The 14316-nt window shown below is 38.8% G+C and carries 8 protein-coding genes; 3 read left to right on the forward strand and 5 right to left on the reverse strand.

What is annotated here, in order from left to right; all coding sequences use genetic code 11:
• Positions 1–50 precede the first annotated feature (50 nt).
• The 4 genes from polA to ACJJVM_RS10270 all read right to left on the reverse strand — a co-directional run bounded on the left by polA (position 51) and on the right by ACJJVM_RS10270 (position 8198).
• Complete coding sequence (gene polA, locus ACJJVM_RS10255; RefSeq protein WP_405211615.1) at positions 51–2900, reverse strand: DNA polymerase I; 2850 nt, start codon at positions 2898–2900, stop codon at positions 51–53.
• Positions 2901–3391: 491 nt separating this feature from the next.
• A complete protein-coding gene (locus ACJJVM_RS10260) occupies positions 3392–4405 on the reverse strand; it encodes an isoaspartyl peptidase/L-asparaginase family protein (protein WP_405211616.1) in 1014 nt (337 codons plus the stop codon).
• A 35-nt stretch (positions 4406–4440) separates the two neighbouring features.
• Positions 4441–5247, reverse strand: coding sequence for a sulfurtransferase (locus ACJJVM_RS10265; protein ID WP_405211617.1), 807 nt, complete (start codon positions 5245–5247; stop codon positions 4441–4443).
• A 2-nt stretch (positions 5248–5249) separates the two neighbouring features.
• On the reverse strand, positions 5250–8198 hold the full coding sequence (locus tag ACJJVM_RS10270) for a GH92 family glycosyl hydrolase (RefSeq protein ID WP_405211618.1): 2949 nt from the start codon (positions 8196–8198) through the stop codon (positions 5250–5252).
• Positions 8199–8300: 102 nt separating this feature from the next.
• On the opposite strand from ACJJVM_RS10270, the gene ACJJVM_RS10275 reads away from it, so the two are divergent.
• A complete protein-coding gene (locus ACJJVM_RS10275; RefSeq protein WP_405211619.1) occupies positions 8301–9002 on the forward strand; it encodes a copper homeostasis protein CutC in 702 nt (233 codons plus the stop codon).
• Entirely contained in the window at positions 8999–9910 is a 912-nt protein-coding gene (locus ACJJVM_RS10280) for an ABC transporter substrate-binding protein (RefSeq protein ID WP_405211620.1), read from the forward strand. Before ACJJVM_RS10275 ends, ACJJVM_RS10280 begins: the two co-directional genes overlap by 4 nt.
• Positions 9911–9965: 55 nt before the next feature.
• Here ACJJVM_RS10280 and lepA read toward each other — a convergent pair whose 3' ends face one another.
• Positions 9966–11762, reverse strand: a complete 1797-nt coding sequence (lepA, locus tag ACJJVM_RS10285) for a translation elongation factor 4 (RefSeq protein WP_298353611.1) — start codon at positions 11760–11762, stop codon at positions 9966–9968.
• Between the two features lie 174 nt (positions 11763–11936).
• Here lepA and ACJJVM_RS10290 point away from each other — a divergent pair, with 174 nt between their 5' ends.
• Positions 11937–14309 carry an outer membrane beta-barrel protein gene (locus tag ACJJVM_RS10290; RefSeq protein WP_405211621.1) on the forward strand — a complete coding sequence of 791 codons (2373 nt, stop codon included), beginning with the start codon at positions 11937–11939 and terminating at the stop codon, positions 14307–14309.
• The last annotated feature ends 7 nt before the right edge of the window (positions 14310–14316 follow it).

A 14316-nucleotide genomic window follows, 5' to 3' on the forward strand; every position in this document is an offset into this window, starting at 1 on the left:
AGAAGTTATTCTTATTTGGCTTTTTTTGTAATGAGATGGTTGTATTTTTTTTAGTGTGCTTCTAGCCAGTTTTGACCTAAACCTACTTCTACATCTAGAGGTACTGCCATTTTAAAAGCACTTTCCATTTCGGTTTTGATGAGGTTTTTAATATCATCAAGCTCAGTGTTTGGCACATCAAAAACCAGTTCATCGTGTACCTGAAGAAGCATCTTTGTTTTGTAATCACTATTTTCTAGCTTTTCAAAAATATTAATCATTGCAATCTTAATAATATCTGCTGCGCTTCCTTGTATAGGTGCGTTTACAGCATTACGCTCTGCAGCGCCACGCACAACGCCGTTGCTTGAGTTAATACCATTAAGATAGCGACGTCTGTCTAGTACTGTTTTTACATACCCATTTTCTCTAGCAAAGTCTACAAGCTCACTCATATAGTTGCGCAGTTTTGGGTACGATTTATAATAGTTGTCTATAAGCTCTTTTGCTTCTCCTCGTGATAGGTCTGTCTGGTTAGAAAGTCCAAAGGCAGAGACACCGTATATAATACCAAAGTTTACTGTCTTTGCATTACTACGTTGCTCTCTTGTTACCTCTTCTAGTGGTACATTAAAAACTTTTGCCGCTGTACTAGCGTGAATGTCTTCACCATCTGTAAAGGCTTGTATCATATTTTCTTCCTCGCTTAGAGCTGCTATAATACGTAGCTCAATTTGAGAATAATCTGCTGCAAGCAGTGTGTGGTTTTCATCTCTAGGTACAAATGCTTTACGTACCTGGCGGCCACGTTCTGTACGTATAGGGATGTTTTGTAGGTTAGGATTGTTAGAGCTTAACCTTCCCGTCGCTGCTACGGTTTGCATATAGTCTGTATGTACACGGCCATCTTGAGCGACTTGCTCTGGCAATGCATCTACATATGTAGACTTTAGCTTAGATAGCCCGCGGTAGTCTAGTACTTTCTGGATGATATCGTGATCTTTTGCAAGGTATGATAGTACATCTTCTGCAGTTGAGTATTGTCCTGTTTTTGTCTTTTTAGGCTTGTCTACAAGCTTCATTTTGTCAAAAAGAATTTCGCCTAGTTGCTTAGGTGAAGATATTTTAAACTCTTCTCCAGCTTCTTCATAAATCTCAGAAGTAAGACGTTCTATATCTGCATTAAGATCACCAGATAAACTTTCTAAGAAGTTTACGTCCAGGTTAATTCCTTCTACCTCCATTGCCGCAAGTACTCTAAGTAATGGAATCTCAATGTCATTAAATAATTTACGCGTGCCAGCTTCATCAAGCTCCTTCTCAAAGTGCTGTTTGAGTTGGAGGGTAATATCTGCATCTTCTACCGCATACTCTGTTTGCTGGTCTAGTGGCACGTCGCGCATAGACTTTTGGTTCTTCCCTTTTTTGCCTATAAGCTCTGTGATAGATACAGGTGTGTAGTTAAGGTAGGTCTCTGCCAGTACGTCCATATTATGACGCATATCTGGGTTAATGAGATAGTGTGCAAGCATTGTGTCAAAAAGTTTACCCTTAACTTTTACATCATACTTTGCAAGGACCTTAATGTCGTATTTAAGATTTTGACCTATTTTTTCAATCCCCGTATGCTCAAAAAATGGCCTTAATTCTTCTATAAGTGCTTGTGCTTCATCTTTACTTTCTGGAAACGGTATGTAATATCCCTTACCAGCTTCCCAAGAAAAAGCGACTCCTACAAGCTCTGCCACAAGCGGGTCGAGCCCTGTAGTTTCTGTGTCAAAACATACAGAAGTTTGTTTGAGTAGATTTTGTATAAATAGTTTTCGCGCAAGCGGGCTATCTATTGTCTGGTAAAAGTGCTGTGTATCTTTTATAGTCTTACGTGTAGAGGCATCCGCTACGGTTGCTGCGGTAGCGCCACCATCTCCACCAAAAAGTGAAAACTGTCCAGCACCTGCCGCAGTAGCTGCTTGCTTCTTTGCAGATGGGGTAGAAGATACCTGCGTGCCTTGCTCTGCCTCACCAGAAAAGATTTTTACAAACTGGTCTTTCATACGTCTAAACTCCAGCTCGTCAAACTTCTTTGTAACCGCCTCTGCATCTGGTTCTGAGAGTTCATAATCTTTTGCATCAAACTGTACGTCACAATCTAGCATTATAGTTGCGAGTTGTTTAGAAAGAAGTCCCAGCTCTGCATTTGCAATGACCTTTTCTTTCATCTTGCCCTTGAGCTTATCTGTGTTTTCAAGAAGCCCTTCCATAGAGCCGTATGCTGCGATAAATTTCTTTGCCGTTTTATCACCTACACCTGGAAGTCCCGGTATGTTGTCTGACGCATCACCCATCATCCCTAGATAATCTATAACTTGCTCTGGGCGCTCTACTTCAAAACGCTTTTGCACCTCAGGGATTCCCCATATCTCTATACCATTACCCATACGAGCGGGCTTGTACATAAATATGTTTTCTGAGACTAGTTGTGCATAATCCTTATCTGGTGTAACCATAAAGACTTTGAAGTCTTCCTTTTCGGCCTGTTTTGCAAGGGTGCCTATTAGGTCATCTGCCTCTACACCTTCACGCTCAATAATGGGAATGTGCATAGCCTTAAGTATTTCTTGTATATGAGGTACCGCTATGCGTATCGCTTCTGGAGTTTCGTCACGATTTGCTTTATAATCTGCATAAGCTTCTACACGAGCAGAGCTTCCGCCTTTGTCAAAAGCAACAGCTAGGTGGTCTGGTCGCTCTCGTTTTATAACATCAAAAAGGCTATTTGTAAATCCCATTATAGCACTCACATCCATACCAGAACTTGTGATACGCGGGTTTTTAATAAGAGCATAATATCCTCTAAAAATCAATGCGTAGGCATCTAGTAAAAAAAGTCGTTTCTGAGTATTTTCGGCAGTATTAGTCACTTGAGATGGGTTTTATTACGCTTTCGCGAAAGCGTAGTGCGATAAACTCAAATGTAAGAAGATGCATCCGGAATAGCGGGCACTGTTAATAAATTATACGAGGCTAAGTAAAAAATCATTTTTAAAATAAAATGAACTAGCGTCATTAAAACGGAGTTGAAAAAAACCTAACATTTGGGAATAAAGAAAGCCAAGCAAAAATGCTTGGCTTTCACCCCAAATCATAATTGATTATTAAAAGTCAATTACAACAGTCTTAAATATTTTTCGCCATACGGCACATACAAATATATAACAATTCTTTGATTTGTTTATTGTTCCTTTTTAAAAGGATTAACAAGAATGTTAATTATATAGTTGAATTTCAGACACTAAAGATAGTAGATTTTTATAGTAACAATATTGTTAAAAATCGTCAAACTATAATTTGAGTAGTTGGTCGTTAAAAATATGCTTCACGTCTATTTATTACGATTATCTCGGCTCTAGATTCAGCTTTTTTCGTTACTGAAAAAGCTAGAAGTTATATTTTTATTCTCCCCATTTTGATATTTCATCATTGTAAAACCTTTATGTATGCAGTGACTTCCTACCTCACCAGATTTATTTATGGCGATGTAGGCTATTTGAAAATCTTTATATCTAGGTCCCTTCTTTGTAATTCTTGTAATGGCTTCTTCGCAAGCTTTTTGGGGGCTCATTCCACCGCGCATCAACTCTACTATCAAGAAGCTTCCTACTGTTTTTAAAACTTCTTCACCCATACCTGTAGCCACGGCACCGCCCACCTCGTTATCTATAAATAATCCAGAGCCTATAATAGGAGAATCTCCCACGCGACCTTTCATCTTATAGCCTAAACCTGAGGTTGTACATACACCTGCTATATCACCATTTTTGTCTATAGCGAGCATTCCTATAGTATCGTGGTTTTCTATATTAATTTCTGGTTTATAGTCACTAGTTTTGAGCCATTCTTGCCAGGCATTCTTACGCTCTTCTGTGAGTAAGTTTTCCTTTTTAAATCCCTGCTGGTATGCAAACTCCTCTGCACCCTTACCTGCAAGTATCACGTGTGGCGTGTCTTCCATCACTTTGCGAGCGAGGGCAGCTACGTTTACAATATTTTCTACGGCGAGCACGGCGCCACAGTCACCTTGAGGATTCATAACACAGGCATCTAGGGTTACATTGCCCTCTCTGTCTGGAGTTGCACCTATACCTACTGTGGTGTTTTGTATATTTTCTTCTTCAACGGCAACACCGGCAATGATGGCATCTAGAGCAGAGGCACCATTTGTGAGTAATTCCCCAGCTTTTTCTGTAGCGCCAGAAAATCCCCAAGTACAGATAGCGATGGGTGCTGGTTTTTGTTGCGCTTTCGCGAAAGCGGAATTATCATTCTTGCTGTTTTTGACATTATCATCACAACCAAGTATACTTGCTCCAGTAGCAATACCCGCCCCAGCTACTGCCGAACGGTTTATAAATTTTCTTCTATTCATAATAGGTGCATCTTACATCTTAAAAAGTAGTGTTATTATACTTGTGTATAGAGTTTATTGCGCTCTGCCCACTCTGTCCAAGAACCATCATAAACGTAAGACTCTTGATCTGAAACTAGGGTAAAGGCGAGTAGAATAATGCAGGCCGTTATGCCAGAGCCACAACTAAAAATGATAGAACGTTTATCTATATATAGATTCTTAAATAGTTTTTCTAGTTCTTCCTTTGGCTTGTAATAACCATTAGATAACACTTGAGTGTAGGGGAGGTTAAGCGCGTTTTTTATATGACCGCTTTGTAAGTGAGCTCGTGGCTCTGGAGCTGTACCATTAAAACGCCCTTGTGATCTTGCATCTATAAGCTGGTACTCTTGTGAATTACAATTGTCTACTATTTGCTCAAAATGGTATATGGCTGCTTCATTTTTATGGGCTTTAAAGGAAGTAGTTGTGTCTTTAGGTTGGTGAACTTCTAAGGATTCAAATCCTGCTTCATTCCAGGCTGGTAGACCGCCATCAAGTACGGCTACAGTCTTATGACCCATTACGGTAAACATCCACCACACTCTAGGGCTGGTGAATATTCCTTTGCTGTCAAAAACAACGATTTGTGAATCTCTGGTGATACCAAGTTTTCTACATTCCTCTTCAAACTGCTTTTCACTAGGGAATGTGTTGGGATATGGACTTTTAGTATTGCTAAAGGTATTTTTGATATCAAAGTGAACTGCTCCTTTTATAGTATTGCCCTCATCATACTCTTGACTTGCGTCTAGTAGTATAAGGTTTTTGTTTTCTCTATGCTCTTTGAGCCAGTGTATGGTTACTAAGGGTGTTGTCATTACTACTTAACTATAAGTTCATCTATAAATATCCAGCTTTTGCCATCATATGTGTGACCTAAGTGCCAGCTAGGTAAGTCTCCTACCGTCTTTGCTATAACTTTTACATATCTAGCTGCTTTCTCATCTTGAGATGCTGCTACTGTTTTAATTAAAGTATCTTCACTTTCTATAGTTGCATCTATGTCTTGGCTATAGTAGGGTGTAAAAGTGGTGCCATCTATAGATGTGAAAAAGCTAACCTCTGTAGGGTAAAAAATCCAGCTGCGTTGGTCTTGTAAAAATGAAGTGGTAATAGCGTTTATATTTTTTACTTCTCCTAGATCGAGTGTAGCAACTACATCTTGATTATTATATCCTTGCCAGGTGCCAGATCTGTATTCTTTTGAACCTCTTATGCCATCTATTAAGGCATTCTCTCCGCCTGCACTGTATTCATTTGCATAAGTAGTCTCGAGAGTTACTTTATAAGCATCATTTATTTTATGAAAAGGGGTAGTGATTGTAGCACTTTTACCGTGTCTTGAAAGTGCGTAGGTGCGTAACTCTGTATCTGATGTTATGGTAATAGGTTTTCTATATCGTTTAAAGGTCTCGCCGTCTTCTTTAAGGGCAAAGTATATCTCTGCATCTTTATCTGTAGACTGTAATGCGACAGTGGTGTTTTCTGTAAAAGTAATATCGCCACTTGCGATAAACGGTGCAGCTACAATGAGATGTTCTGTTATGGCAGTTTTTGGGCTGTGCGCTGGATGCTTACCCCATCTACCAGGAGTGCTGGACATATCAAATTGCAAGAGGCCACCAGCCATAATATCTTTATGGTTTATGTAAGAGTAGGGGTGTGCCTTACCATTAATAGAAGCATTTTTTATATGGATATTAGTGTCAGATACATTGCTGGCTTCTATGGTAAAATTATTGCCATTTTCTAAGTAAATCGTGGCTTTGTCAAAAAGAGGTGTACCTATGGCATAGGTGTTGCTTCCTGGTGTCACGGGGTAAAACCCAAGCGAGCTAAGTACATACCAAGCACTCATCTGGCCACAATCTTCATTACCAGAGATGCCGTCTGGAGTGTCTTTATACATAGTAGTAAGAATCTCGTGCACACGCTTTTGAGTTTTCCACGGTTTATGAATATAGTTATAGAGATAAGCCATATGATGACTTGGCTCATTGCCGTGTGCATACTGTCCTATTAAACCTGTGATGTCTTGCTGGTGCCTTCCAGAAGTTTCTTGCTGGGCTGTAAAAAGTGCATCTAGCTTTTTATCCATCGCTTTTTTGCCACCCACAAGATCTATAAAACCACTTACATCTTGAGGTACATAAAAGCTGTATTGCCAGGAGTTTGCTTCTGTGTAATTAAAGTTTACCTCGTAGGGGTCAAATGGCGAGAACCAGCTATTGCGCATTCTGCCTCGCATAAAACCTGATTTTGGGTCATATACATTCTTATAGTTTTGTGCTCTTTGGATATACGTTTTATAGCTTTCTACGTCACCTCTTTCTTGAGCCATTATAGCTATAGTCCAGTCATCATAGGCATATTCTAATGTTTTTGAAACAGACTCTGCTTCCATTTCTGTGGGTATAAATCCATATTTTTTATAGGAGTCTAGACCTAGTTTATCTTGTGATGCGCTATGTAGCATCGCCTCAAAGGCACGGTCTGTATCGTAGTCTCTTATGCCTTTCATATATGCATCTGCTATAACTGGCACGGCGTGATAGCCTATCATACAGCCTGTGTAATTACCAGAAAGATCCCATATAGGCATTATACCACCCTCGTCATATTTTGCAATAAAGGTGTTTATGAAATCATTTGTGCGCTGCTCTTCTATAATGGTGTACAGCGGGTGTACCGCGCGATATGTATCCCAAAGTGAGAAAACACTATAGTAATCAAAATCTGTAGATTGATGAATCTCTAGATCCATACCTCGGTAGCGACCATCTATATCTTGATAAATATTAGGCGCAAGCATCGTGTGATAGAGCGAGGTGTAAAAGTTAGTTTTATATGTTGTGTTGTCTGACTCAACTATGATTTTTTCTAGTTGTTTTTCCCAGGTACTTTGAGCAGTTGCTTTTACTTGCTCAAAGGTTTTGTCGCCTATCTCTGTTTCTAAGTTTTGTTTTGCACCCTTCTCATCTACTGCAGAGATTCCTATTTTTATGATCACAGGCTCATTGCTAGGATTCTCAAACTTAAGAGCCACTTTGTTACTTTTAGACTCTGGGTCTTTAATGTATTTAAAAGGGTGTGAGGTTTTGAGATAGTAATAAAGTAATTGTTTTGAGGCCCACGCTTTACTGTGACGATGGCCTTGCATTTCCGTATATAGTTTCTGGTCGTCATTTTCTTTAATGACTTCCCAAGAGGCGCTTAGCACTTCGTCTCTGTGATCAAGATCTATGATGAGGTAGTTGTTTAGGGAGTCCGCTTTCGCGAAAGCGTATTTATGAACACCACTACGTTGAGAAACCGTAAGCTCTACATCTATATTTGTACTATCTAGGTGTACTTTATAATATCCCGGTTGGGCAATTTCATTATCGTGAGAGAAGTGATCACGATATCCTTTTTTACCATTTGCGCCGTTATTAAAAAGTATGGTGTTAGACGGCATAAGTAAAATATCACCATAGTCTGAAACGCCGGTCCCACTTAAGTGTGTATGGCTAAAACCATAGATGTACTCATCATCATAGTGATAACCGGAGCACCCATCCCAGCCATCTAGTCTTGTATCTGGACTTAATTGCATCATTCCAAAGGGCATTGTCGCACCAGGGTATGTATGCCCGTGACCACCTGTGCCTATAAATGGATTTACATAATTTATAAGCGCTTGGTCCTTTTGTGCAGGAGTGGTCTCAGTAACGTGTTTACACGAGGTAATAAATATTGCTGCAATTAATAAGGTAAGTAGGTGACGCATTTGCAAGTATTGGTTTGTGTCTAAGATAATAAAAGCCCTAAAGCTATACGAGATAGCTCTCGCAAAATTTGACAGTGATTTTAGGTTTAGTACCTTTAGTATATGAAAATTGAGGTCTGTGCAAATTCATTTGAGAGTGCTCTAGCGGCGCAAGATGGAGGTGCACATCGTATTGAGTTATGCGAGCAGCTTGACGTAGGAGGTGTAACACCTAGTCACTCACTTATTGAGAAGGCGATGCAAGACCTATCAATAACATCTTTTGTGCTTATACGACCACGTGCCGGTGATTTTATATACTCAAATAGCGAGTTTAAAACGATGTTGCGTGATATTGCTTTTGCAAAGTCTATGGGTGTGCAAGGTATAGTGTCTGGCGTGCTGCTCAGTGATCATACAATAGACTTTAAAAGAACATCACAGCTTGTAAAGGCTAGTGAGGGAATGTCTTTTACTTTTCATCGTGCGTTTGATCAAGTGCTAGATCCTGTAAAAGGTCTAGAGGAGCTTATAGAGCTAGGCGTAGATCGCGTTCTTACTTCTGGTCAAAAACCAGATGTTATTGAGGGGGTTGATGTTTTGAAATCACTACGCGAGCAAGCTAAGGAGCGTATTGTTATTCTGCCAGGAGGCGGAGTTTCAATTACAAATGTTGAAAAATTTTTAGATGCTGGTTTTAAAGAAGTGCACGGCAGCTTTCGCGAAAGCGTAATAGAAAACTCTTCAGGTCAAAAACGCATAAAGAAAGAAACACATACAAATCAACAAACTATAAAACAACTCATCAAACTAATCAAAAAATGAAATCAAATCACATTAAAATAGCACTAGACTGGACCCCTAATATAAATCATATAGGGTTTTTTGTGGCACAAGCACAGGGCTTTTACAAAGAAGAAGGACTAGAAGTAGCTATAGAAAATCCCGCCGCAGATAATTATGAACTCACCCCAGCAAAGAAGGTAGAGCTCGGTCTAGTAGATATGGCACTCTGCCCTACGGAGAGCTTGCTTAGTTACCGCACAAAGGCAAGCCCTTTCCCGCTTAAGGCGGTTGCTGCTATCTTGCAAGAAGATGTTAGTGCAATTGTGGTTAAACGTGATAGTGGTATTGCATCTCCTAGTTCTTTAGATCATAAAACTTATGCATCTTACAAAGCACGATATGAAGATGAGATCGTAAAGCAAATGATACGTAATGATGGTGGTAAGGGAGTGCTAGAACTCGAGTATCCAGATAAGCTTGGTATTTGGGATGCGCTCATTGCAGGAACTTATGATGCTACCTGGGTGTTTTTAAATTGGGAAGGCGTGCAGGTGCAAGAGAGGAGTGATGACTTCACCTATTTTAAAATGGCAGATTATAAGGTGCCTTACTCATACTCACCAGTAATAGTTGCAGATGAAAATAAAATACTAGCACATAAGGAAGCTTACCAGGCTTTCCTTAAAGCAACTGCTCGAGGCTATCTATATTGTAAAGAGCAACCTGAAGATGCTGTTGCTATACTCGCATCACTTGTGCCAGAAAAGGATAAAGGGATAAATCTCAAAAAGGCATTACAGATGTCTTTAAAAGCATTTGGCACAGGAGATTCTTGGGGCAGAATGGATCAGGGAGTTATAACTACTTTTTTAGGGTGGTTATATGACAAAGGTCTTGAGACAAAACCCATAGATGCCACAGCCATTTTTACAAACGAGTTGTTGTAAAAGTAAAAAAGCTGCAAATATCATATTTGCAGCTTTTTTTATAATTTATATATGCTTAATCATTAAGTTTAAGAACCGCCATAAACGCTTCTTGTGGTATCTCTACATTACCCACGGCACGCATACGTTTCTTACCCTTTTTCTGTTTTTCTAGAAGTTTACGCTTTCGCGAAATATCACCACCGTAACACTTAGCCGTTACATCTTTACGCAGTGCTTTTACCGTCTCACGTGAGATGATTTTTGCACCTATGGCAGCCTGTATAGGAATATCGAACTGCTGGCGTGGGATAAGTTCTCTTAATTTCTCACACATACGCTTACCTATATCATAAGCATTGTCTTGGTGTAAGAGCGCAGATAGTGCATCTACCGGTTGCCCGTTAAGAAGTACATCTACCTTAACCAGTTTTGAAGCTCTCATACCTATAGGAGAGTAGTCAAAACTCGCATACCCCTTTGAAACTGTTTTAAGACGATCATAAAAATCAAAAACAATCTCTGCAAGTGGCATATCAAAAGTAAGCTCAACACGCTCTGTTGTTAAATATGTCTGGCTAGCTATTTGACCTCTCTTTTCTATACATAGAGACATTACAGGTCCTACAAAGTCAGACTTTGTAATAATAGTTGCTTTAATAAAAGGCTCTTCTACACGATTCATACTAGATGGATCTGGAAGATCAGATGGATTATTTACTAAAATAATATCATCTGGGTGTTTATGAGTAAAGGCGTGGTAGGATACGTTAGGAACTGTTGTAATAACAGTCATATCAAACTCACGTTCTAATCTTTCTTGTATAATCTCTAGGTGTAACATTCCTAAGAATCCACATCTAAACCCAAAACCTAATGCCGCCGAACTTTCTGGCTCAAATACTAGAGACGCATCATTAAGCTGTAGTTTTTCCATCGAGTTGCGTAGCTCCTCATAGTCCTCCGTGTCTACAGGATAAATTCCTGCAAATACCATAGGCTTTACGTCCTCAAAACCTGCAATGGCATTTTGTGTAGGGTTCTTTGCATCTGTAATAGTATCACCTACTTTTACCTCACGCGCATCTTTTATACCAGTAATAAGGTATCCTACGTCACCCGCTTTTATTTCTTGCTTAGGTGCTTGTGTAAGTTTTAATGTTCCTACCTCATCTGCACCATAAGTGTTTCCAGTAGCGACAAATTTTATTTGTTGGTTTTTTCTAATAGAGCCATTTATTACTCTAAAGTACGTTTCTACTCCTCTAAAAGGGTTGTAAACACTATCAAAAATAAGCGCTTGTAGTGGCTCATCTGGATTACCCTTTGGAGCAGGAACACGCTCTATAACGGCAGCAAGAATTTCTTCAATACCTATACCTGTCTTTGCAGATGCTGGAATTACTTCTTCTGCATCACAACCTAGTAGGTCTACAATATCATCTGTTACCTCTTCTGGATTTGCACTAGGTAAGTCTACTTTGTTAAGTACAGGTATGATCTCTAGATCATTCTCTAATGCTAGATAAAGGTTTGAGATAGTTTGTGCTTGTATACTCTGTGCTGCATCTACTACTAGAAGAGCTCCTTCACAAGCGGCTATACTACGCGATACTTCATATGAGAAATCTACGTGACCAGGTGTGTCTATGAGATTTAGAATGTAATCTTCGCCTTTGTATTTATACTCCATCTGGATAGCGTGGGACTTAATGGTAATACCGCGCTCACGTTCCAAATCCATACTATCTAGTAATTGCGCCTGAGCTTCACGTTTTGTAACTGTAGCGGTCTCATCAAGGAGACGGTCTGCTAGTGTACTCTTACCGTGGTCAATGTGCGCAATAATGCAAAAATTTCTAATATTCTTCATAGTCATAGCAAATAGGGTGCAAATATACGGCTATTAAGAGCTATTTATTTCTCAGTAAAATAGATTTTGTGTATTTGGTCGAAAAATCTTAAAATTTTGTGAAAAGTTGTTAGTAGTGTTATTACATTTAAAGCCTTAAAAACTAGCGTTATTAGACATATAATCACAATCCTGATGTTTTTTAGCATCTCATCAATCATCGCCCAAAACATACGCATACAAGGAGTTGTAAACACATCTCAAAACAGCCCAATTGCCTTTGCAAACGTCGTATTACTTGACGAGGAGCAAAAGTTGGTAAAAGGTACTATTACAGAAGAGGACGGTTCCTTTAGTCTAGAAAATCTTAAAATGGGCACATATCACCTTACAGTTAGTTTTGTAGGTTTTGACGACCAAAAAATTGAAAGTATACTACTAGAAAAAGATACAGTTTTAAGTCCTATAGTGCTTACTGCAAGTCAAGAAAGTCTAGATGAAGTTGTGCTTACTTCAAATAAGCCTACTGTAGTACGCAAAGCAGATAGACTTGTTTTTAATGTAGAAAATACCATACTATCATCGGGTAATACGATGGATATTTTAAAAAGAACTCCGGGAGTAGTTGTAAATCAAGAAGAGATTACAATTAGAAATGAAGGAGTTACTGTGTATCTCAATGATAAGAGGGTACAATTAAGCGCAGAAGAAATTCAAGATCTATTAAGTAGCCTCTCTGGTGATGCTATACAATCTGTAGAGGTGATTGCAAATCCACCAGCTAGGTATGAGGCAGAGGGAGGTCCCGTACTTAATATTATTACTTCAAAGGTGGTGTCTTTAGGCTATAAAGGAACTGTTTTTGCTAGAGGAACTTACGGTATTTTTCCAAAACATTCTTTTGGGACGTCACAGTACTATAAAAATGAAAAATTGAATCTGTTTTTTAATTATAGCTTCAACCCGCAGAAGTCCTCTTTTATGAGTGACAATTTTATAAACTATAGAACTACAGATGAACGTATAAACTGGCTTCAAGATTTTGAACGTAAAAACTGGTCAAAAGCTCATAACGCAAATCTTATTATAGATTATAAGCTTAATGAGAGTTCGCAGTTAAGTTTCTCGGCTGTGGGTTTATATTCACCAGGTATTTATGATTACTCAAGATCTATAACTGATGTTACTTCATCTATAGAAGACCCGTACACGATTAGAACCTCTAGCGGATTAAATGGAGAGCGCACTAATATTGCGCTAGATGCAAAGTATACCAAGACACTTAAAAATGGATCGTTGAGTATGAATGTGCATCATACTAATTTTTCGCGAAAGCGTGATCAATCTTTAAGTTCTCGATACATAGATGCTACTGGAGACCTGTTTAGAAATGTGCGTTTTACGAGTGACTCTTTTCAAGACATTGAGATTTATACAGGGCAAATAGACTATGCAACAACCTTAGGGACTGTTGCTTTAGAGCTGGGTGCGAGAACTTCTATTATAGATTCTAGATCTGTGATTAAATTTCCAACTATTGTAGATAGTGGTGTGTCTGGCTTACAAGAAGCACAAGATGATGATTTTCTTTATGATGAAGATATTGTTGCGGGTTATGTTTCTGTTGCAAAAGACTGGGATAAATGGAGTGTAAAAGCTGGGTTGCGCGCAGAGCAAACTAACTCAAAGGGAACTTCGCTGGCGCTCAACGGGATTAACGATTTGGACTATCTAGAATTTTTTCCAACTGCATATGTGCAGTATGCTCCTGTTGAGAATCATAGTTTTAGTATAGACTACTCAAGAAGAGTAAATAGACCTAGATATCAAGATTTAAACCCATTTGCCTACTTCTTGAATGAAAACAATTTTGATCAAGGTAATGCACAGTTAACTCCAGCTTTTAGTCATCGATTTAACTTTAATTATACCTTAAAAAGTGCTTACTCTTTTGATCTCTATTATCGTGATAATGGAAATGAGATATTAAGGCTTCCTTTTCAAAATAATGAAGCACAAGTGTTGCGTACCTCAAATCAAAATGCATTAGATAGTAAATCTTGGGGTCTTGACTTCACACACGGTAGAAGTATTTCAGACTGGTATTATTTATACACATACCTAAGTGCCTTTCACGAGGAGGTTACCTTCCTCGCGCAAGAGAGTGGCAATGTTGCTCAAGATAACAAGGTAGATGGAGTGTATGCATACATTGGTAATTACCTCACACTTAGTAAAGATAGAAGTTGGACAGCAGAGGTGAGCGCAGAGTATATTTCTAAATTCTTATTTGGCAGCTATATTCAAGACCGTGTGATTACATTAAATGCGGGTGTACAAAAGAAGTTTTGGAAAAACAGAGCTATACTTAAAGTAACTGTAAATGACATACTAGGGGAGGCAAATGCTTTGCTTACCTCTCAATATCTTAACCAAGACAATGCTTATTTCGCTGTTCCAGAGACACAAAACTTGCAAGTAGGCTTTACCTATAAGTTTGGTAATTTTAAATTACAAGATAATAATAGAGCTCTTGAGATTGAAGAGTTAGAACGACTTAAAGAATAATCATCTT

The organism is Dokdonia sp. Asnod2-E02 (genome assembly GCF_045063915.1).
Lineage (GTDB): Bacteria > Bacteroidota > Bacteroidia > Flavobacteriales > Flavobacteriaceae > Dokdonia.

Bases quoted from the DNA above. Each gene is read 5' to 3' on its own strand.
- ACJJVM_RS10290 (WP_405211621.1), top strand. From the start codon at position 11,937: ATGTTTTTTAGCATCTCATCAATCATCGCCCAAAACATACGCATACAA.
- ACJJVM_RS10270 (WP_405211618.1), bottom strand. From the start codon at position 8,198: ATGCGTCACCTACTTACCTTATTAATTGCAGCAATATTTATTACCTCG.
- ACJJVM_RS10275 (WP_405211619.1), top strand. From the start codon at position 8,301: ATGAAAATTGAGGTCTGTGCAAATTCATTTGAGAGTGCTCTAGCGGCG.
- lepA (WP_298353611.1), bottom strand. From the start codon at position 11,762: ATGAAGAATATTAGAAATTTTTGCATTATTGCGCACATTGACCACGGT.
- ACJJVM_RS10265 (WP_405211617.1), bottom strand. From the start codon at position 5,247: ATGACAACACCCTTAGTAACCATACACTGGCTCAAAGAGCATAGAGAA.
- ACJJVM_RS10280 (WP_405211620.1), top strand. From the start codon at position 8,999: ATGAAATCAAATCACATTAAAATAGCACTAGACTGGACCCCTAATATA.
- ACJJVM_RS10260 (WP_405211616.1), bottom strand. From the start codon at position 4,405: ATGAATAGAAGAAAATTTATAAACCGTTCGGCAGTAGCTGGGGCGGGT.